The sequence below is a fragment of the Halopenitus sp. H-Gu1 genome, from assembly GCF_041821145.1.
Lineage (GTDB): Archaea > Halobacteriota > Halobacteria > Halobacteriales > Haloferacaceae > Halopenitus.
Window position 1 is genome coordinate 34,083 of record NZ_JBGUBC010000019.1, and the last position, 20,793, is coordinate 54,875.

At 61.2% G+C, this 20,793-nt stretch carries 23 protein-coding genes; 15 read left to right on the forward strand and 8 right to left on the reverse strand.

Annotated elements, in window-relative coordinates; genetic code table 11:
• Positions 1-43: 43 nt before the first annotated feature.
• From ACERIT_RS12845 to ACERIT_RS12855, 3 genes are all read left to right on the forward strand, one after another.
• Complete coding sequence (locus ACERIT_RS12845; RefSeq protein ID WP_373675262.1) at positions 44-1,030, forward strand: peptidylprolyl isomerase; 987 nt, start codon at positions 44-46, stop codon at positions 1,028-1,030.
• A 79-nt stretch (positions 1,031-1,109) separates the two neighbouring features.
• On the forward strand, positions 1,110-1,370 hold the full coding sequence (locus tag ACERIT_RS12850; RefSeq protein WP_373675263.1) for a hypothetical protein: 261 nt from the start codon (positions 1,110-1,112) through the stop codon (positions 1,368-1,370).
• Between the two features lie 2 nt (positions 1,371-1,372).
• Positions 1,373-2,410 (forward strand): sodium:calcium antiporter, encoded by a 1,038-nt coding sequence (locus tag ACERIT_RS12855; protein ID WP_373675264.1) that lies wholly within the window; start codon positions 1,373-1,375, stop codon positions 2,408-2,410.
• A gap of 35 nt (positions 2,411-2,445) precedes the next feature.
• Here the strand turns inward: ACERIT_RS12855 and ACERIT_RS12860 are convergent, their stop codons facing one another.
• From ACERIT_RS12860 to ACERIT_RS12875, 4 genes are all read right to left on the reverse strand, one after another.
• Positions 2,446-3,075, reverse strand: a complete 630-nt coding sequence (locus tag ACERIT_RS12860) for an RAD55 family ATPase (protein WP_373675265.1) — start codon at positions 3,073-3,075, stop codon at positions 2,446-2,448.
• A gap of 87 nt (positions 3,076-3,162) precedes the next feature.
• Complete coding sequence (locus ACERIT_RS12865) at positions 3,163-3,369, reverse strand: hypothetical protein (protein ID WP_373675266.1); 207 nt, start codon at positions 3,367-3,369, stop codon at positions 3,163-3,165.
• A gap of 52 nt (positions 3,370-3,421) precedes the next feature.
• The gene (locus ACERIT_RS12870) at positions 3,422-3,796 is read right to left on the reverse strand and encodes a YlbF family regulator (protein WP_373675267.1); all 375 of its coding nucleotides are present in this window, start codon (positions 3,794-3,796) and stop codon (positions 3,422-3,424) included.
• Positions 3,797-3,869: 73 nt separating this feature from the next.
• Positions 3,870-4,517, reverse strand: coding sequence for an alpha/beta hydrolase (locus ACERIT_RS12875; RefSeq protein ID WP_373675268.1), 648 nt, complete (start codon positions 4,515-4,517; stop codon positions 3,870-3,872).
• A 136-nt stretch (positions 4,518-4,653) separates the two neighbouring features.
• On the opposite strand from ACERIT_RS12875, the gene dph2 reads away from it, so the two are divergent.
• Positions 4,654-5,697: a diphthamide biosynthesis enzyme Dph2 gene (gene dph2 / locus ACERIT_RS12880; protein WP_373675269.1), complete on the forward strand. Its 1,044-nt coding sequence runs from the start codon at positions 4,654-4,656 to the stop codon at positions 5,695-5,697.
• A gap of 39 nt (positions 5,698-5,736) precedes the next feature.
• Here dph2 and ACERIT_RS12885 read toward each other — a convergent pair whose 3' ends face one another.
• Positions 5,737-6,189 (reverse strand): TIGR00725 family protein, encoded by a 453-nt coding sequence (locus tag ACERIT_RS12885; protein WP_373675270.1) that lies wholly within the window; start codon positions 6,187-6,189, stop codon positions 5,737-5,739.
• A gap of 443 nt (positions 6,190-6,632) precedes the next feature.
• Positions 6,633-7,307 carry a TrkA family potassium uptake protein gene (locus ACERIT_RS12890; protein WP_373675271.1) on the reverse strand — a complete coding sequence of 225 codons (675 nt, stop codon included), beginning with the start codon at positions 7,305-7,307 and terminating at the stop codon, positions 6,633-6,635.
• A 149-nt stretch (positions 7,308-7,456) separates the two neighbouring features.
• Between ACERIT_RS12890 and ACERIT_RS12895 the strand changes: the two genes are divergently transcribed.
• Complete coding sequence (locus ACERIT_RS12895) at positions 7,457-8,881, forward strand: APC family permease (protein WP_373675272.1); 1,425 nt, start codon at positions 7,457-7,459, stop codon at positions 8,879-8,881.
• Between the two features lie 15 nt (positions 8,882-8,896).
• Positions 8,897-9,550, forward strand: a complete 654-nt coding sequence (locus ACERIT_RS12900; RefSeq protein ID WP_373675273.1) for a TrkA family potassium uptake protein — start codon at positions 8,897-8,899, stop codon at positions 9,548-9,550.
• Between the two features lie 136 nt (positions 9,551-9,686).
• On the opposite strand, the gene ACERIT_RS12905 is transcribed toward ACERIT_RS12900, so the two are convergent.
• On the reverse strand, positions 9,687-10,235 hold the full coding sequence (locus ACERIT_RS12905; RefSeq protein ID WP_373675274.1) for a hypothetical protein: 549 nt from the start codon (positions 10,233-10,235) through the stop codon (positions 9,687-9,689).
• 320 nt (positions 10,236-10,555) lie between these two features.
• Between ACERIT_RS12905 and ACERIT_RS12910 the strand changes: the two genes are divergently transcribed.
• The 7 genes from ACERIT_RS12910 (at position 10,556) to ACERIT_RS12940 (ending at position 18,676) form a co-directional block, all read left to right on the forward strand.
• Positions 10,556-11,899 carry a choice-of-anchor W domain-containing protein gene (locus ACERIT_RS12910; RefSeq protein WP_373675275.1) on the forward strand — a complete coding sequence of 448 codons (1,344 nt, stop codon included), beginning with the start codon at positions 10,556-10,558 and terminating at the stop codon, positions 11,897-11,899.
• Between the two features lie 55 nt (positions 11,900-11,954).
• Positions 11,955-13,418, forward strand: a complete 1,464-nt coding sequence (locus ACERIT_RS12915) for a VWA domain-containing protein (RefSeq protein ID WP_373675276.1) — start codon at positions 11,955-11,957, stop codon at positions 13,416-13,418.
• Positions 13,419-13,470: 52 nt separating this feature from the next.
• Complete coding sequence (locus ACERIT_RS12920; RefSeq protein ID WP_373675277.1) at positions 13,471-14,865, forward strand: SipW-dependent-type signal peptide-containing protein; 1,395 nt, start codon at positions 13,471-13,473, stop codon at positions 14,863-14,865.
• A gap of 248 nt (positions 14,866-15,113) precedes the next feature.
• Positions 15,114-15,866 carry a hypothetical protein gene (locus ACERIT_RS12925; RefSeq protein WP_373675278.1) on the forward strand — a complete coding sequence of 251 codons (753 nt, stop codon included), beginning with the start codon at positions 15,114-15,116 and terminating at the stop codon, positions 15,864-15,866.
• A gap of 1 nt (position 15,867) precedes the next feature.
• Entirely contained in the window at positions 15,868-16,836 is a 969-nt protein-coding gene (locus ACERIT_RS12930) for a SipW-dependent-type signal peptide-containing protein (protein ID WP_373675279.1), read from the forward strand.
• Complete coding sequence (locus ACERIT_RS12935) at positions 16,833-17,747, forward strand: signal peptidase I (RefSeq protein ID WP_373675280.1); 915 nt, start codon at positions 16,833-16,835, stop codon at positions 17,745-17,747. Before ACERIT_RS12930 ends, ACERIT_RS12935 begins: the two co-directional genes overlap by 4 nt.
• Positions 17,744-18,676 carry a hypothetical protein gene (locus ACERIT_RS12940; protein ID WP_373675281.1) on the forward strand — a complete coding sequence of 311 codons (933 nt, stop codon included), beginning with the start codon at positions 17,744-17,746 and terminating at the stop codon, positions 18,674-18,676. The genes ACERIT_RS12935 and ACERIT_RS12940 overlap by 4 nt, the downstream gene beginning before the upstream one ends.
• A gap of 64 nt (positions 18,677-18,740) precedes the next feature.
• Here ACERIT_RS12940 and ACERIT_RS12945 read toward each other — a convergent pair whose 3' ends face one another.
• On the reverse strand, positions 18,741-19,304 hold the full coding sequence (locus ACERIT_RS12945; RefSeq protein ID WP_373675282.1) for a hypothetical protein: 564 nt from the start codon (positions 19,302-19,304) through the stop codon (positions 18,741-18,743).
• A 250-nt stretch (positions 19,305-19,554) separates the two neighbouring features.
• On the opposite strand from ACERIT_RS12945, the gene ACERIT_RS12950 reads away from it, so the two are divergent.
• Both ACERIT_RS12950 and ACERIT_RS12955 read left to right on the forward strand, forming a co-directional pair.
• Positions 19,555-20,316: a hypothetical protein gene (locus tag ACERIT_RS12950; RefSeq protein WP_373675283.1), complete on the forward strand. Its 762-nt coding sequence runs from the start codon at positions 19,555-19,557 to the stop codon at positions 20,314-20,316.
• 141 nt (positions 20,317-20,457) lie between these two features.
• Positions 20,458-20,781, forward strand: coding sequence for a hypothetical protein (locus tag ACERIT_RS12955; protein ID WP_373675284.1), 324 nt, complete (start codon positions 20,458-20,460; stop codon positions 20,779-20,781).
• Positions 20,782-20,793: the final 12 nt, after the last annotated feature.

Here is a 20,793-nt window from a genome sequence, read left to right on the forward strand (position 1 = left end):
GCGAACCGTGCGCCTTAAGGGTGCAACGGGAGATGATTCGTGCATGAGCGACCAGGAGCAGGCCGACGAGACGGGAGACGACACCGAGGCCGACGTGACCGAGTCCGAGGACGTCGAGGCCGAGGCGGCCGATACCGACGAGCAGGACGGGACCGAAACCGGCCTGCAGGACGGCGATTTCGTCCGTATCGCCTACACGATCCGAACGCTCGATGACGACCAGGTCATCGACACGACCGACGAGGAGATCGCGGAGGAGGCCGACATCGACACCGAGGAGTACGACTTCGAACCGCGCATCATCGCGATCGGCGCGGGACACGTCTTCGAAACCGTCGAGGGTGAACTCATCGGAGCCGGAGTCGGCGATGAGGGGACGGTCGAGATCCCAGCCACCGATGCCTTCGGCGAGTACGATCCCGAAGAGGTCGAGACGATAAAGGCCGACAAGATCGACGAGGACGAGCGCTATCCGGGCGCCCAGATCCAGATCGACGGCCGCCAGGGCCGCCTCGAGACGATCATCGGCGGACGCGCCCGAGTCGACTTCAACCATCCGCTCGCGGGCGAGGACCTCGAATACGAATACGAGATTCTCGAGATCATCGAGGATCGCGCCGAAAAGGCGAAGGGCCTCCTCGGGATGTACCTCGAACAGGAGCCCGAGGTTCGCGTCGAGACGGTCGAGGAGACCGAGGAAGTCGCCGGCGATGAGGAAGATGGCGACTCCGAGACCGAGACGGTCGAAAAGGACGTCCTTTACATCGAGGCCTCTCCGGGCATGCAGATGAACCAGCAGTGGATGTTCCAGAAACAGCAGGTCGCCCAGGACCTGATGGACCGTCTCGACCTCGATCGCGTCGTCATCGAGGAGGTCATCGAGGGCGGTGGCATGGGCGGTCTCGGCGGCATGATGGGCGGCATGGGCGGTGCCGGTGCCGGCGACATCGAGGACGCATTAGAGGACGTCGACGTCGACGCCGACGAGTTGGCCGAGGAACTCGAGGACGTCGAGGCCGACGACGAGTAGTCGAGCAGTCGAGTAGTCGTCCCGCCACCGTGAACGCGGGAACCGCAGTCTTTTGAACGATCGCGCGCCAGCCATGGGTATGGATCTCGATGATGCACGCGAGGACGTAACGGTGGCCGCGACGGCCGCGGTCGCCACTGTCGTGGTCACCCTCCTCGTCCGATTCTCTCCGCTCTCCGACCCGGGGACGATTCTTCGCCTCTCACCGATCGGAGTGTACTTCGTCTACCTGTTCACGCGGCGGGGCGGTCCGTACGGCGAACTCGATACGGCGCGCAACTGGGCGATCCTCACGGCGGTGGTCGCACTCGTGGCCCTCGGATACGTCCTTCTCGGGTGACCATGGCGATCGAAAGTCTCCTGTTGGGGTCGACGGTCGGGGCCGTTCTCCTCATCGGTCTCGCGACGATCGCGATCTGGATCGCAAGCGGCTGGCTCGAGGAATCCGCCGAGGTTCTCTCGGGATACTACGGCCTTCCGGCGGTGATTCAGGGATCGATCGTCGTGGCGATCGGGTCCAGCTTCCCGGAATTCTCGAGCGTTATCTTCACTTCCCTCACCGGATCGTTCGACATGGGTGTCGGCGCGATCGTCGGCTCGGCGATCTTCAACGTGCTCGTCATCCCGGCGCTTTCAGGACTTGCGACCGAGGACGATCTCGCGGCGAACCGCGCGATCGTCTACAAGGAGGCACAGTTCTACATGGTTGCCGTCTCGGCGATCATCGTGACGTTCGCGCTCGCGGTCATCTATGTACCGGTCGCAGGAGGTTCAGAACTCCTCGGCGAGATCACGCGGCCGCTCGCGGCGATACCGCTTTCGCTTTATGGACTGTATCTATTCATCCAGTGGCAGGAGGTTGGCGATCAGGAGATGCCCCCCGATCGGGAGGGAGTGGCGCTCCGCTGGGAATGGGGGAAACTCCTCGCCGGATTGGTCGCCATCCTGATCGCCGTCGAACGGTTGGTGGCCGGCGTCGAGTCGATCGCCATCACGCTCTCGATCCCGGAGTTTCTGGCCGGCGTGACGATCATCGCGGCCGCAACCAGTCTTCCGGACGCACTCGTGAGCATCCGCTCGGCGAGGGACGAGAACGGCCTCACCAGTCTCGGGAACGTCCTCGGATCGAACACGTTCGACCTCCTCGTTGCGATCCCGACTGGGGTACTGATCGTTGGCACCGTAACGGTGGATTTCGCCGTGGCCGCGCCGATGATGGGTGTGCTCACGCTCGCGACGGTGCTTTTGTTCACACTGCTTCGGACCGATCTCTCGGTGAGCGATCGTGAATCATACCTGCTGCTCGTCGCCTACGGGCTCTTCGTCGCGTGGGTGGTGGCTGAGACGATCGGTCTGACGGAATTGCTTCACACCGCGTGACTCGGTGTGTGGTCGAATGAGACCGTCGCGGTGATTTAGGCGATATCTCGGCTCGTGTCGATGGTGACCGATTCGGCAAGCTTGAGCTTCACCGGCTCCTCGAGGGCGACGCCGCCGCGGAACTTCGGTACGGCGAGCCGATTTACGACCTCGTTCGTCGTGATCTCCGTGTGGAGATCGAAGACGACATCGGCGACGTGTTCCGTGAGATCCCGGTTGTCGGGAATGGTCTGGCCCTTCATCGCGTGGATCACGGCCACGCTTCCGGTGTTTATCATATGGGTCTGCAGCGAGTTGAGAAACCGGCGGTATCTGGAGGTTTCGTGGCGTTCCAGCGGGTCGACTGCATCGATGATGAGGTTCGCCTCCTCGGGGAGCGTGCCGATCAGGTCGTTCGCGTGATCGAGATCGAGGGCCGTGTCGCCGCCGATGTCGCGGATCGTCGGCGACCCGATCCGTGTCGTGGTCCGATCGAGCCCATCGCGAACGGCCTCCTCGGAGCGAATCGTCGTCAGGTACAACGTCCCACGGGCTGCCGTGAGTTCGTATAAGAACAGCTCGGCCTGACTGGCCGGCTGTGCGGTGAGAACCACGATGCTTCCGCTCGGGATCCCGCCGCCGAGCTCGCGATCAAGCACGGAAATTCCCGTCGGAAGCCGGTCCATGTTATATGAGTGGATCCCCAGCGTTAATTGCTTATCGGCGAAACGCGTCCGTTTCGGGGCGTTCGTCCGCCGTGCGTCCGCCGTTCGTCATCCGTGCTCGAGGGTCGTCATCCGCACTCGGATCGACGTGGATTTCGCCCCACGATCGGTGTCCTGCGCCACCGAGCGACCGTCACCAAACGCGTCTCCCGCTCTTGCTGAATCGGATGCCTGCGGTACGTCAGCGAGCGTGTGGAGGTTCGGAAGGTCCCAGTCTCCGTCGACGGCGGTCATGGGACGGCCGGATCGAGTCATGGGGCGACTGACTCGGAATCGGATAAAAGGCTTGGGCGATGGGGTGGTGAGATCAGTCGTGACAGCAGCCACCGGCCTCGCCGCCGAAATCAACCGCGAGGGGCTCGGAGATCGCCTCGTTGACGGTTGCGAGCCGTTCGGCAAGCGCCGACTGCGCCTCCAGATACTCCGCCATGAGGGGCATCGAGTGGAGTTCCTCTTGGGCTCGCTGGACCTCCTGGAGTCCGGATCGGGTGGCCTGATCGGTCTGGCGTGCGGCCGTGAACTCCTGTCGGAGGCGCTCGAACTCCTCGATCTTCTCTTGGACCGCCTCGTCATTCTCGACGGCGGAGCGGGCCGCCTCAAGCCGCTCGTGCTCCGGGAGCTGTGCGATCTGCTCGCCCAGTTCGCGACCGAGATCCTCCACGGAGACCTCTTCGACACTCATGGCTCATCGTTTGGCGTGAATCGGTTTTAACCTGCCGGAACGTGGAACCGGAGCGTTCCTCGTGGGGGCGATCTCACCGGTTCGACTCGAGGAACGCGACGACGTCCGCGAGTTCCCCACGCCCGACGCCGTGGCCGCCCGGGTAGCTCTCGAAGGTCACGTCCGCGCCGATCGCCTCGAGCCGTTCGGCTGCCGCCCGCGACCGCGTTTCCGGAATCACCCGATCGCCGGCTCCCCCGCCGACGAATACCGGTTTATCCATGACCCCTTCGGGCGCGAGGCCCGTATGAGCGTCCGCGAGATATCCGTGCAGCGCAATCACCCACGCGAATCGCTCCGGGCGTTCGAGAAGAAGGCTCAGGCTCGTGATGGCGCCCTGGCTGAACCCAAACAGTCCCAGTCCGTCCGGATCGAGATCGTAGGCGTCGACCGCGGCGTCGACGCTCTCGTCGATCAGATCGAGGCTCCGGCGGAAGTCGTCGGAATCCGGCTGGCTCTTCTCGAGTCCGCCCGCGGAGAGGTCGAGTTCGTACCACGTGTATCCGCCCTGCAGCGAGTCCGGCGCACGCAGGCTGATCACGTGGATATCGTCGCCGAGTTCCCTCGCGATCGGGAGCAAGTCCTGTTCGTCGGCGCCCCGCCCGTGGAGGACGAACGCCGCCGGTGCCCCGTCCGGGTCGTCCGGTTCGATGTGGACGTGTTCGATCGGGAAGTCAGTCATGGGCCCGATTGGTCCCCGGACGGCATGTGCCTATCGACTCCCGGCAGGGAGCGCCTTATCGAGCAGATGGAGACGAATCCGCCGAATCGCCCCTCGAACGCGCGATTTAACCGTCGTGGAGCGCTATCGAATGCGTATGAGCGGCGGGTCAACGGACGGCGATCTCACGAAGACGGGGATGGCCCTCAAACACGATCGAGAATGGGACTACGAACTCGAACGCGTGATCGACGCGATCGAGGAGCGGGACGCTTCGAAGGTCGGCTTGCAGTTTCCGGAGGGTCTGAAACGCCGCGGACCGCGAGTCGCGGACGACCTCCGCGAACTGGCGCCCGACGACGTCACGTTCATGATCTCCGGGCAGCCCTGCTATGGTGCCTGTGATCTGGACACCTACCTGATGCGGCGAACGGACGTCTTCGTCCACTTCGGCCACACGCCGATGAAGGAGTCGGACCAGATCATCTACGTTCCGCTGTTCTCGAACGTCGATCCCTTCGCGATCTTGGAGGAATCACTCGAGGAACTCGCGGACCCTGAGGACGACCCCGACGTCGGACTCGTGACCACTGCCCAACACATGAACCGATTCGATGAAATGGTGGAGTGGCTGGAGGCCCGCGACTACGAGGTCCACACCCGCCGTGGGGACGATCGGCTCACGAAGGAAGGACAGGTACTCGGATGCAACTACGCCTCGGCCGACATCGACGCCGATCAGGTGCTGTACGTCGGCGGCGGCAAGTTCCACCCCCTCGGGCTCGCGATGGAGCATCCGGACAAACGCGTCGTGATCGCCGATCCGGTGAACAACGTCGTGACGATCGCCGACCACGAGAAGTTCCTCAAACAGCGCTACGGAGCGGTCCACCGCGCCATGGACGCCGACACCTGGGGCGTCATCTTCTGTACGAAGATCGGCCAGGGTCGCTGGGAGACCGCAGAGGAGATCGTCGAGGAGGACGAAAACGCCTATCTCGTCACGATGGACGAGGTCACACCCGATCGACTACGAAACTTCGATTTCGACGCGTTCGTCAACACGGGCTGTCCCCGGATCACGACCGACGACGGCCCCCAGTTCCACAAGCCGATGTTGACTCCCGGCGAATACGAGGCGGCGGTCGGAAAGCGCCCCCTCGACGAGATCGAGTTCGACACGTTCCACGGAACGTGGTGAGCGACCGAGGGAGATAGCGGCTCGGAGGACGGAACCGGCTCACGTCTCGACGGCCCGCTCCAGATGGTCGATCGCCGCTGTGGGCGTCGCCGTCTCCTCGATCCATCCTACGTCGTGCGTCCCGATCCCGGCGATCGGGCGCTCGTAGATCGCTGCCATCCCGATCTCCGAGAGCGTTCCGGCACCGCCAGCGAGGGCTACGACCGCATCGCCGTTCATCGCCACGAGTGCGTTGCGTGCGTGTCCGAGCCCGGTCGCGATCGGAATCGTGACGAACGGGTTGGCTGCACGGCGACGATCGCCCGGCAGGATGCCGATCGTCTCCACCGGATCGCTTGCGGTTCGGGCACCGCGACAGACCGCCTCCATCGTTCCGCCAAGACCGCCACAGACGACCACGTGTCCCCGATCGGCGAGTTCGCGGCCGACCGCCTCGGCTGTCGCTTCGTCCCGTTCGTCGATCGAACTCCCGCCGATGACGCTGACGCGCATACGTCGTGTTCGACGCACGTGGCTTAGCGTCTTCGGACGATCCACCCCGATTTCGGACGGTCCTCTCCGCTCGCGTCGACGGCAGCACACCGGTCGGTCAGCTGATCGATAACGTGATAGAACAACGACTTATTGGTTCGCGTCCGAAAGAAACCGTATGGGAAACGAATGTACGTACTGCGAAAGTGATATTGAACGACATACTCCGGTGTTCGTGAACGAAGGGTCGAACTCCCGTACCACCCAGTCAGGACAGTTTTGTAATTACGCGTGTCTCGCGGCATATATCGAGGCGGAAGAACTGACCTCAGGGGCCGCTTGTGAATGGAGTCCCTAAGATGGCTGCGTTTGGGGACGGCTTCGTTGACTCTTACGTTCGCTACCGTGATCGGTAGTTGTGGTCTTATCCGACTGCCGGGAGCGAATCGAAGCGATCACTCACGCTATCCTCGAAACAGGTTGATGACTTCGTTAGCAACGGACGGGTCAACGGCAAGAACGTAGGACTGACCGGCGAGTAGTTCGGTCTCGGCATCGGCGATACTGTCTCCACCGGCTCCCGTAACAACGAGGCTCCCGCGCGGGAGTGCCACGTCCTCGAGCGTTTTTCCCGCGACCGGAGTGTCAGGCCCGACTTCGATATCGAGAATTTCGATCTCACCGACAGTACCTTCGAGCGCTTGGACGCCGAGTTCAACCGCGCTCGCGGCCACTTTCGCTCCGGCAACCTCCGGCACGAACGTCTCGTCAACGAACTCGTCGTACTCGTTGGGATCGTCGTGTGCGGTTCGCATTACCGTTCGGATAGTGGGGTTTCGCTGTTTTGCGATCGTGCACGCCGCCAGATTCGTCGCCGTCGTATCAGTCAGCCCCGCGATGACATCCGCCTGCTGGAGGTCTGCCTGTTCGAGTATCGAGGGTCGTGTGGCGTCACCCTCGATCACCGTTGCCACGTACTCGTCGGCGATCTTCTGTACCTGATCCGCTCGTCGTTCGACGACGACGACGTCGTGGTCGTGTGTGGCAAGTATTCTGGCGGTCCGAAGCCCCGTTCTCCCGCTTCCAACGAGCACGACGCGTAATGGACCGGTCTCGGGTGGTTCGCCAGTCGCGTTCATATTTCACGTTTCTTTTGATGCGGTAAGAAAGTACGCTCCCCCAAAGCGTCCGACGCGAATCCACGACATTGTGACAACCTTTTTGTTCGCTCCCCAGGGGGACTATGTAATGCGCTCCGGGAGTTTTTCGACCCGTAGCCGTGATATGCGTGAGTGAATCCGGAACACGTGAACCGGCCGCCGAACTCGGACTGCTGGACGCCACCATGATCGGCATGGGAGCGATGATCGGTGCCGGCGTGTTCGTCCTCACCGGTCTTGCGGCCGAAATAACGGGGCCGGCAGTAATCCTCGTCTTCCTGCTCAACGGGGTCGTCACCGGATTCACCGGATTGGCGTACGCGGAACTGTCGAGTTCGATTCCGAAAAGCGGCGGCGGATACGCGTTCGTCGAGGAGATATTCTCCGACCGGATCGCGTTCCAGATGGGATGGATGCTCTGGTTTGGATATATGATCGCCGGAGCGCTGTACGCACTCGGATTCGCCGCCAACTTCATCGAGTGGATCCACATCTACTGGTCCGGGCTCCCGGACGGGGCGGTTCTTGCTGGGCTCACGTCGTGGGCCGTCGTCTACGCCTTCGCTATCGTCGCGTTATTGATCGTGTTAAACGTGCTATCGACGGCTGCGAGCGGGGCTGCTGAAACGGCCGGAACCATCATCAAGGTCGGCATCCTGGTCGTCTTCTCGGCGTTCGGAGCCTTCGCCATCGATACCGGCGAGTTCACGCCCGTGGCCCCGGACGGCCTGTTTGCGATCATTCCGGCGATGGGACTAACCTTCATCGCGTTTCAAGGATACGACCTCATCTCGACGGTCACCGAAGAGGTCGAGAATCCACGCGAAAACATTCCCAAAGCGATCTTCCTCTCGTTGACGGGGACGGTCATCGTTTACCTCACGGTCGTGACGATATCGGTTGGGACACTGGGTGCCGAACGACTCGGGGAACAGGGTGAGATCGCGATCGCCAGCGCAGCCGGATCGTTCATGCCCGAGATTCCGATCCTCGGTCCCGGATCCACGCTGATCTGGTTCGGTGCCGTGTTCTCGACGTTCACGGCACTGAACGCAGTGGTCATCGCCTCAAGTCGCGTCGCCTTCGCCATGGGTCGTGATCGGCTGTTTCCGTCCCGGCTCGGGCAGATCCACCACCGGTTCGGGACGCCGTCACTCGCGGTCATTGCCAGTGCCACAGTGATGCTCGGTTCAGTTGTCTTCTTGCCGATCCAACTCGTCGGGAATCTGTCGAGTTTCTTCTTTTTGCTCGCGTTCGTCCTGGTGAACGCGGCAGTGATCAAACTTCGGCGGGAGCGACCGAACATGAACCGTCCCTACGAGATGCCGTACTATCCCATTCCGCCGATCCTCGGGATCGTCTTCAACATCGGCATCGGCGGGTTCTTGCTCGTTCGTGATCCCTTGACTGGCGTCCTGGCACTTGGCTGGCTGGGATTAGGTGCCATCGTGTACTACGCTCTCGACCGGACTGGATACGGGGGTCGGCGGCGGAATCCAATCGATGAATCGGGAGAATCGGTATCCGGATCGGAACTGACGGGAAACGACTAGCTCCAGAGCCCACACATGACAACACAAGATCTCCGAATCGTCGTCGTTGGCGGTGGTCGTGTCGGACTCCGAACAGCCCGAACGCTCGATAACCGCGGGCATGACGTAATCGTGATCGAACGCGATCCAGCTCGAAGCGACCGGATCGCCGACGAGTACGTGGCAACGGTGATCGAGGGCGATGCGACGAAGCCATCGATCCTCAAGCAAGCAGGACTTTCAAAGACGGATGTTCTCGTAGCGCTTACCGCGGATCTCGGGACGAATCTCGCCACATGTCTCACTGCTGAACGGTACGGTGCACCGATCCGAACGGTGATGCGCCGAACGGAGGAGGATACCAACGAGTACGCGGACCTCGTCGATGCGACGATCTTTCCGGAACGATCGGGTGCCCGAGCGGCGGTTAACGCGGTGGATCCGGGCGTCCGCGCCCTGGAGGATATGATCGGTGACCTCGAAATCCTCGTCATGGAGGTGACGGAACAGGCTCCGGTGGCTGGACGCTTGCTCACCGACGTTGCGCTCCCGGAGGGGAGCTTGATCGTTTCGGATTCGGAGGGGGACACCACGGCGGGGGCTGAAACGGTTCTGGAAGCCGGTCAGTCATACGTCGTTGCGACCGAACCGAGCGTCGAAGACGAGGTGGTACGGTTGTTCCGAGGGTGACCACACGTCGGACATGATCGGAGCAATGGAGAGAACACAACCGGAGCCACACCAATAGTCGTCGTCCGTCCACTTTCGAACGTCGTCGTCTGTTCACTTGCAAATGAACGTGGGTGACTCGTCGACAGCACGGCCCCTAGTTCGTCGGTGCCGACGATCCAACGATGAGCTGTCGGAGATACCATCGAAGTGACCACAGCTGATAGAGGGTCGACCCCACGAAAACGACGAGAAAGCCGCTCGCCCACAACAGCGGATCCACGGCGTCGACGAGGGGAATCCCCGCAAGCGATGCGACGACCGAAACGAGCGAGACGATACCGATCGTCCGGTAGTATTCACCCCACGTGAGCCCGTAGGGAGTCATAAGCTCCATATATCGATCGATCTCTCGAGCGGAGTCACGGATGCTGACCGTTCGTGCCCCACGATCGTATTCGACGATGCCGAGTTCGTCGAGTTTCGGAAGGTGCGTCTGCTGTAATGAGTTGTATACGCTCTCTTTACACGAACGCGGGGGCGGTGACTCTCCCGTCTCCTCGGCAGCTATCGCCGTCGCGAGGTCTCGAAGCGACACCGTTCGGCCCGACGTAGTCTCCGTCAGATGTTTGATCGTCCCTCGCCGACGTGGATTGGCGAGAATCTCATAGACGACCGACTCTGGAAGAGACCGCGTTTTGAGCATACACGAGGATGGCGAGGCGAGGGCATAACCACGACCCGCCTACCGGAAGTGGGTTCCGGTGCCTACCGTTCTAATGTTCCGACATAATCGGACCTAATCAGGAATTTGGACGTCATCGATTGACGGTAGGGTGTGGAGAATCCCCGGCTTATACTGCCTGCAAACGGGTGAAATCGAGGGTTTGAACGCCAGATACTGCTATTGGAACGTTTGACACTCGGCTGGTAGGTCGTAACTACATCGGTAGCTCTCCACGGATGAATCAGCCGAACTGGGACGGATGTCCACCGGCTCCGGCCGGACAGTTCGGAGATACCACAATGACTACCGACAACACGAATCCGATCGGCCTGTCGCGACGAAGAGTACTCAGCGGACTCGGCGCCATCGGCGTGGCAAGCGCGGGTGCCGGACTCGGTACCACGGCGTTTTTCAGCGACAGCGAAACGTTCGAGAACAACACGATCACTGCAGGCGAACTCGACCTCCGCGTCGCCTACGAGGCATCCTACGACAGCGACGGGGCCGTCGAGAACATGGCTGACACCGCCATGGGCGTTCAGGACGGCGAAGCGGCCGCGATGTTCTATGACCTCCAAGACGTGAAGCCGGGGGACTCCGGCCAGGTGGAGTTCTGCTTCGAGATCGTCGACAACCCCTCCTATATGTGGGTGTGCGGGGACCTGATGCAGGACGAAAACGGGATCACGGACCCCGAAAGCGCGGTCGACGACACCCCCGATCTCGGCGAACTCGCCGAGAGCATCGAGGCCCGGCTCGTCTACTGTGAGGTCAGCGAGGAGGACCTCGTCGAGGGTGAGGAAATCGTCTCCGGTTCGCTCGTTGACGTGTTCGCGGCCATCTCCAGCGGCGCGGCGCTTGACGGCGACGGCGTCGCTGGTCTCGTACCCGGCGAGCAATCCCCCTACGACACGGTCGTCGAGGTCGAAGAAGAAAGGAACTTCCTCACGGGCGCGTGCGTGTGTCTGTTCTGGGAGATCCCGACCTCCGTCGGCAACGAGATCCAGTCCGACATGCTGGCCATGGATCTCGAGTTCCACGCACTCCAGTCGCGCCACAACGACGGCACGACCAATCCCTGCACGCCGACGATCACGACCCGGACCGGCGACGGGTTCGCCAAGCAACAGGAGTTCGCCACCGAACAGGAGACCTCCTTCGCCCGCGGTCGCTTCGGCGATAACGGTCCCTCAGGCGCGTGGGAAGTCGCGGTCGGTCCTGACGTCGGGAGCGCTGACACGGCCAACTACGTCTGGACACCCGGTGATACTGTTCCGTTCAGCTACTCGTACGACGGCAGCGGCAACGCATCGTTCACCCTCGACGGCGTGAACGTCGCCAGCGCCATTCCCGATCCGAACGGCAAACTCGGGATCACGACGAAAGCTGACGAGGCGAGCATCTCGGTCGCGAACCTCGCGCTGGATCTGGACGGCACTCCGGTGGCTCTTGGCGGTCCCGACGCTGTCTCGGCGTCCAACGACGACGACGGACCCGACCGCGAGATCACCTACCTCGTCCTCGATACCGACGCGGCCGACGTCGCGAACGCGTTCACCGTCAGCGGTGACGTGACCGTCGACGTCCAGGGCGACTACCCCGGGAACGACGAGGGCGTCGCGTTCGACATCAGCGTCGAATAACCTGTAACACTCGCCCGGACTGCCCCGGGTGCGAGCAAAATAACACACAAACAACATGGAAGAAGACACACAACTACGAAACCTCTCCCGCCGTAAAGTGCTTGCCGGCCTCGGCACCATCGGCGTCGCAAGCGCAGGCGCGGGACTCGGTACCTCCGCATACTTCAGCGACAGCGAAACGTTCGATGACAATACGCTGACCGCCGGTACCCTCGATCTGAAGCTTGACTACAAATCGACCTACCTTGGCGGCCCCGGCCGCCTTGACGATGTCGTGGCGATGGGCTACTCCGACGCCGAAGATCTCGGCGACGGACGGTACCTCCTCGATCAGGCTCCCAGCCCCGCCGACATGCAGGCCTGGGAGGACCTCGTCCAGGGCGAACAGTTCGACTTCTGCTCGGCCGAAGCCGACGAATACCTCGTCAACGGTGACGGCATTCCGGTGTTCACGCTCGAAGACGTGAAGCCCGGTGACTCCGGCGAGGTGACGATCAGTCTCCACATCTGTGACAATCCGGCGTACCTCCGACTGTTCGGTGAGCTCACGGAGAGCCTGGAGAACGGCCAAACGGAATCCGAGATGGAAGCCGAAGGCGAGGATTCCGACGGGCTCGGTGAACTTGCCGACGCCATCGAGGTCTGCGTCTGGTACGACGAAGACTGCGACAACGTCTACGAACCGACCGGCACGGGCGAACAGAACGAACTGGAGGTCGCGCTCGTCAGCGACGTTTCCGGCTCGATGAGTGGATCGGCGCTTTCTTCGCTGAAGACTGCGGCCACGGTGTTCGTTGACAACCTCTCCTCGCCGGACGAGGCTGCTGCGATCTCGTTCAACTCTAGCGCGACGACGGATCAGGAGCTCACGACCGACTACCAGCTCGTCAAGGACGCGATCGACGCGTACACTGCCGGTGGTGGTACGTCTATCGCTGCCGGCATCATCGAGGGTGAAGACGAACTCCTCAACGGGACCTACGCCACTCCCGGCGCGTCCAAGGTGATGATCCTGTTGAGCGACGGAAACTCGAGTGAAAGCGCCGCAATCGCAGCAGCCGACGACGCGAAGAACGCAGGAATCCGCATCTTTACCGTGGCACTCGGCAGCGCGAACACGAGCCTGCTCGAGAGTCTCGCGAGTTCACCCGACGATGCCTTCGTCGCACCCGACCCAGCCGACCTCGATACCGTCTACGCCGAGATCGCCCAGATCGTTCTCGAGGGCGAACAGAAGATCATCTCGGGCACGATGTCCGACGTCTTCGCCGAGCTTTCCGAGGGTCTCCTCCTCGACGGTAACCGTCAGGAGGAGGGCGTCCAGCCGTACCCAGGCGCGACGACCCAGTGTATCGGCTTCGAGTGGGAGCTGCCATACGAAGTCGGCAACCAGGTTCAAAGCGACTCGGTCGCCTTCGACATCGGTATCGACGCCGAACAGAGCCGCCACAACGACGCGCCGTTCGAGGAGTCGGAGGACACGAACACGACGAACGTGACGACCACGACGAGCTCCTAAACCCGTCGCTGCGTTCCGCCCTTGACACCATACAGATATCACTCATAAACCAATGACAAACGAAAATAACTTACACGACCTCTCCCGTCGTAAAGTGCTCGCCGGCCTCGGCGCCATCGGCGTTGCCTCCGCGGGTGCGGGACTCGGAACGACGGCGTACTTCAGCGACGACGAAACGTTCGAGAACAACACGCTGACCGCCGGTCAACTCGATTTAAGCGTTACCTGGCAACAGTTGTACTACGGTGGTCCGCAAGCGACTCGACCGGGAGATTACGGCGACGCCGAGCGGCCGTTCGTGAACGCATATCCGGATGGCGACGGCAACGGCCTGCAGTCGTTCGAGCGCGACAACGGCGTTCACGAGTACGCTGATCTCAGCGCCTACGACGATCCCGAGGAAGCCGCAAAAGCCGGAACGAATCTCGAGTTCGCCTGTGCGGAAATCGCGACCTTTGAGGACCCGTCGTTCGATCCAAACGACGACGCACTAATCGAACTCGATGACGTGAAACCAGGGGACTCCGGCGAAGTGACGTTCGGGATCAAGCTCTGTGATAACCCCGGATACATCTGGCTCAACGGCGATCTCGTCGACGAGACTGATGGTGGTCACGCCGAAAGCGACGGGGCTCAACTCGCGGATGAGATCCAGGCTCGTGCGTGGTACGACACCAACGGAAACAACGTATTCGACGTCGGAGAGACGCCGATAATCGGTGGCTCCCTCCGGGAGGTCCTTACGATGCTGAACGAAGGTGTGCTCCTCGCATACGATCCCGCTCCGGACCTGGGGGTTCCCGATCCGAACGAATCGACCGAACTCGACGGCATCACGCTCACGGAGGACGACTGTGAAGTCGTTCCCCGTAATCCCACATGTGAGGATTTCGGTCTGTTTCGGGCGATCAAAATCGAGTCGGAGGATCTCCCGACGACCATCGGCGAGTCGGAAACGTATTCGACGCCGGTCGGTGACGTGACGATCGCGGCCACCGACGTCGGCGGCGGCGATCTCCGTGAGTTCGACTTCCAGCTTTCGGGATTCGAGGTGAGCGCGGTTATCGTGAAGGGCGGAGCCGACGGAAACGTCTGTCGGCGAGCCGATAGCGATGGCGACGGCTATCTCACTGCGGCCTTCGGAGACGGGCTCGGCGCACCATTTAGAACCGAGACGGAACGATACGGCGTCAGCCACATCAGCTTCTGTTATGACGTGGTGGTTCCGGAAGAACCACCGGAGGACACACCCGTCTGTTTTGAGCCATCGAACACGCGGTTTATCGCCCTCGAGTGGACTCTTTCGACCGTCGTCGGTAACGAGGTGCAAGGCGACAGCGTTGCCTTCGATCTGTCGTTCTACGCGGAACAGTGCCGGCACAACCCGGATCCGGTCTCGCCGTTCGAGGCTCCTGACGACGCCGAGGACGCCGAGATCGCCTCCTAGAGGATCGGTTCCCTCCCTGCGGAGTCACGTGTTCAGACGGTGCTGCGGAACCGGTCCTTCGAATCCCCACCACTCGTCGACGGCCTCGTCCTTGCGGCTCGAAGTCCCGTTTGGCAGTGGGTGGTGTCCCCTACCGTATCCGGTAGGTGGGGCATGGATACGTCGCTCTGCGTCAATAGTACTGACAGCAACCGAATCGGCGTCTGTCCACAGTTCGGCGTGCGCAGCCGATTCGGGGAGAAACCCAAATGTCAAAACAACGGTACTCAGATCCGACCCGTCGTAGCGTACTCACGAGTGTCGGTGCTGCAGGGGTCGGTGCGTACGGATTCTTGCGATTCCGTGGCGTGTCGACGGCGGGCCCCGACACCCGATATACGAACTATACTCTCGCCGAGACACACGGCCCCGCGATCCTGGTCGGGTGGTACAGCACGTACAACGGCGACCTCCGCTCGGGATCACCGACGGATGGCGACGAGTGGGAGTTCAATTCGACTGCCGAGTATATCGACGACGTCGAAGTCGTCCTTGCCGATCATCCCGCCGTCGATGTCAGTAACGTTCTCCCGGGGGATAGCGGCACGCTCAGCGTCGGGCTATTCGTCAACTCCGACTCCGAAAGCGGTCGAATATGGATGCGACTCGAACGTGGACGCGGGCCACTGAGCGAGGCGATCGGGATACGGATGTGGTACGATACGGGGATCTTCGGGATCGGCGGCTGTCAGGGGGCTGAAAACGGAATGCCGATCGATACGATCACACCGGAGAACGCCACACTTGCCGATCCGGGAGCGTTAGCGGACGGTATCGAGATCAATCCGGGGATCTTCGATAATGGACGGATAGACCCCGGTGACCGGATCTGTGTCGCCCTCGCATGGACACTCCCGGTTGATGTCGGCAACGATCTCCAGAATACGTCGACGCTCTTCGACCTGGAGTTCGTGGTGACCAACGCTGACGATCCGACGAATCCCTTCGAGGGAGGTGCTTGAGATGGCATCACCCAACATCTCCCGACGCGAGGTCCTCGCAGGGCTCGGCGGTGTCGGCGCTGTCGGAGCCGTCAGCGGGGTTGGAACCTACGCGTTGCTCACCAGTAAAAAATCGTTCAGCGGATCGATCCGCTCCGGGACGCTATCGATCGATGTCGACTGTCAGCGCTGTCTCGTCGACGGTGACGATGTCTCGTTCGCGCTCGGGGGCATCGATCGCGGTGACAACGGTACGGAAACGCTCGCCATCTCTATTGTGACGAACCCAGCTCGGCTATGGCTCCGAAGTGGCTGTCCACCCGCCATCGATCGACTCGGAGACGCACTCGTCGTTACTCTCAGATACGATGACGTCACGATCGAATCCGGAACGCTCTCCGCGGTTCAGCGTTCGCTTCGTGGCGGCACGTCACTCGGGGAAAGCTGTACGACCCCCGGTGAGACGGCCGAACTCGATATTGAGTGGGATCTTCCGATGGAAACGCCGGATTCGGTGGCGGGCGAACGGACGAGCTTCGAGTTCGAATTCTTTGCCGAACAATGTCGCCATCTCGATGCGACCAACGGCGAGAATCCCTTCGTGGGGACGCCACCGTGTGAGGAGTTCGAGGACTGTCTCCCCTGCGACGGAGACGGCAGCGACCGGATCGCCAACGCGACCTTCGAGTACGACGGCCCCGACAAGGCGTTCGTCGAACTGGTACAGGGAACGAGCGGAAACAGTCCCCAAAGCAGCGATCTGTTCGCGGGAACGCTTGATCCGGGGGACACCTTCGTTTCGTCCCTGCCACCGTCCGGCCGCGCGGACGTCGACGTCCTCGTGGGAGGCGGGACGATCGGCCAGTTCCACACCAGTTGTTCACAACCGTTCGGGCCGGGGCTCGTCATCACTGACGGACTCCACAGTCTGACCGTGCTTGAGGCGGCCGACACCGCCGGAAACGCGATCTGTGAGGTACCCAACGCATGAATTTCAAACGAACGCTCAACGTCGGCGGTGTACTGCTGTTGATAGCATTGGTCGTCCCGTTCGCGATATATGCGGTCCCAATGACCGTCGGCGCGGACCACAGCTTCGTGGTCCTCACCGCAAGCATGACACCCGCCATCGCGCCGGGCGACGTCGTCATCGTCGCCGACCGTGATCCGGAGACGATCGTCGAAGGTGACGTGATCACGTTCACCCGCGGAACCAACGAGGTCCCGGTGACACACCGAGTGACGACCGTCGTCGAGGGGGTCGATGGAGTGGCCTTCGAGACGAAGGGAGACGCAAACAGCGATATCGACGCTTCGTTCGTGCCGGCTGACAACGTGATCGGGACGGTGATACTGACGATCCCGTACATCGGCTACGTCGTTCAATTCACCAATACGCCATACGGCTTCGTCGCACTCGTCGCCCTTCCCATCGGCTTGTTCGTCGTCTCGGAACTCTGGATGCTCTTTCAGCGGCGCTCGATCACGGTGGGTCCCGACGGCGAATTCGCAGAAAGGGAAACGACCCACGGGACGCCCGACGACACCGCCAGTTCCGATGCCAGTGCCGGTGACGTCAACGAGTTCATGATCACCACCCGGACGCTCGAGGGTGCGTTCGCTCCACTCGTCGCGCTCACCCTCTATAGCGGGTATATTGCAACCGTCCGGCTAACCGAAATAACGATCGCGGTCGCCGTCGGCAGCACGATATCGCTCGTCGCCCTCTCGATACTACTGGTGACCGCTCGCCGACGGAACGGGGACGCGCCGATGTCCGCCGAGCCCGAACCGGAACGATCCGAGTCGGAGCGGCCCGCAGCGGACGGTGGGATTGTATCAGGATCACCAGTCTCGGGACCGTTACCGGATGCGGACGGCGACGGGTCGGTGGACGAATGACCCAACTGAGCGCCGGTGCTATTCCCGTTGCACTCGTGGTCGTCTTCGCGTTGACCGTCGGTGGCGGGTTCCAAACCGCCGCGTTGTTTTCGGACTCGGAGACAGTGTCCGGGAGTTTCTCGACGGTCGAGACCTTCGAACCGATCGAGCAAATGAATCCCGATCCGACGATCGAAAACGAGTCGATTGCCGCCCCAATACACGGGACGGGCGCTCCCGAAACGAACGGAAGTGTTTCAAGCGGCGGGTCGCCAGAACCGACCGATCTCGACGGCGAAATGACTGCTCGCTCCGGATCGGCGGAGAACGGGAACAACTCGATTTCGGTGATGGACGACGGAACAAAAACGGAATCAGAAACCGAACGTGGATCGGACGCCGACACCGGTGACGAACCGGAGGACTCTCTCGAAACGGGCTCCGATCGCGATGACACCGAGGCGTCTGACGACGACACGAACAACCTCACCGACGGAGACAGCGGCGGGACCGACGATGGGAGCGATAGCGGGGCGAATGACGAGGCTGCCGGACCGAGTGACCCCGATGACGAAAGCGACGTTGACAGTGGCGATGGTGCTGACTCGAGCAGCGGCGAATCGGATGATTCCGAGGACGATACGGAAACGGCTGATAGCTTAAAAAACTCGGAAGGTGACGAGACGGAGGGCACGTCCGAGGATACGAATACAGCGGATTCGAACGACGAAAGCTCGGATGACGACGGCTCCACCTCGGACGGGGATCGTTCCTCGATCAATGATAACAGCGCCACCTCGGACACCAGCAGTTCCTCGGCGGACGACGACTCCACCAGTGGTACCACCTCCGAGGGTGGATCGACCGACGACGGAGACGGATCGGGAGACAACTCGAACGACAACGGGGACTCCTCCGATAGTACGGACAGCAGTGAAACTGACGAATAGCGTCATTTCTCAGCCGTCTACGGGACGACAGCATACCTAGCGATTCGTCCGACGTCGGGTTCGGCTATTGCTCGGCTATCCGATTCCGTCTCATCTGGACGGTGTGAACGAGCGACAGACCGGTGAACAGGACTACGAAAAACGCGAGTGTGTGCCAACTGGATACAAACGGTATTATCCCGAAATAAAGTGCCGTGACGAACGCCGCAGCAACCGCCGAAGTCCCGAGATAAACGTCGCTCCAGGAAAGGTGATTCTTCGGAACGACCTCCAGATAGATATCGAGCTGTTCGGCTTGCGGTGCTAACTCGATCGTCCCGCGGTCAGCGTCGTACTCGATGAACCCATATCGGTGTAGTCTCGGGAGATGTGACTGATACAGCGACGTATATGCACGCTTGCGCTGTTTGTACGTCACCTCCACGATCGGAACGTCGTTTTCCCACGCCGCGATCTGCTCGGCGAGATCTCGAATAAGAACGGGTCCATCATCCTCATACGTTCGTAGATACCGCAAGGCTTGGCGTCGTCGGGGGTTCGATAACGTCTCGAAGGCCCGATCTCGCAGGACGCTCGTCGCTTCGCACTCCTGCTCGTCTCTTGGTAGTTGTATGTCTATCGTTTGCATTGATCAATCTCTCGGAGATATAATGGAGATGAGTTAGCATAAACACGTACTATCGTTCCCGCGTTCGACGGCGAAACCCGTTCTCTCCAGGACCGGCAGTAACCTCCTACGGGAACTGGTAGGTTGCACCTAACTACGCGCTGAGCGCACTAACATCGGCAGGATGACCCGAGGCTCTGCAACGGTATCGAGTTGGAAACGTTCCGATTACACGGGGGCGAATCGGTGTCTCCCATGTACCGTAGTTAACGTGGCTCTCGCTGCTGGACTCGCAGCCGGTGGCACCGTCGCCGCCGCTATTGTCGGGGTCTCGTGGGCAGCCATCGCAGGGGGATCGATACTCGGCGGGTCGCTTCTCGTGATCTATTTTAACGGATATCTCGTTCCGGGAACGCCGACTCTGACGAAACGACACCTCCCGCGGTGGGTGCTGACGGCGTTCGGAAAGGATGATCCCGTTCGAATCGACGGTCCGTTCGATCCGGATGCGGAGCTTCGTGACGCCGGAATCGTGATCGAGAGTCCCGACGATCTGGAGTTACTCCCCGCCTTCGAGCGCGCCTGGCGGATCGCGATCGACGATATCGGGATCGCAGATATGTCCGTCGAGACTGAAATAATTCAACGGATCGCGGCTCTCGGGGAATTCGACGTCGACGACGTCGAACTTATCGAGGATCCGAACGCCTTCCAAGTGTGGTACGAGGGAGAACAGGTCGCAAACTGGGAATCGCGTGCCGCCTGTCTCGCCGACGTCACAGCGGCCGACGTCATCCCCGAGTATGATTCGTGGTGGCACGAGCGCCCGCTGGCAATGCAGGCGGAACTGCTCGGTGCGCTCCGACTGTTCCTCGATCGGTGTCCGGTTTGTCACGGCGCAGTCACACTCTCCCTGGAGGTCGTCAGCTCCTGTTGTCACGACTACAACGTGGTGGCAACCACCTGCAACGGCTGTAATGCCCGGCTGTTCGAGGTCGAAATCGATGGCGAACTCCCGGTTGATGAGGAGTAATCGGACCGTTCCAAGAACACTCCACCCACGCGCACGATCAATAGAATGAAACTTGTCGCGAGCGCGGCGCTGTAAGTCGCTACTTCCCAAACGGTGGGAAAGTCGAGGAATATGAAGTAGGACGACCGAAAACGACTGCATATGACCATGGATCGGAAGGACCTCACTGGAATGGTCGTTATCGGCCTCCTTCTCATAGCCCTGATCCTCGTCGTGGCGGGAGTCGAAACGGTCGCCGGATTCGACGTTCTTGCAGCCGGACCATCCGCAGTCGGATACCTTGCTGCCGGGAATTTCAGCGTTGGCGTCCTCTCAGCCGGGATGTTCTCGGTCGGGATATTTGCTGCAGGGATATTCTCCGTGGGAGTCTTTGCTATTGGTATCTTCTCGATCGGAATCTTTTCGTTCGGCATCTATGCGGCGGGATTCTATGCGGTTCGCGAGTATATCGAGACGACTGAATAGTCACGTCGCATA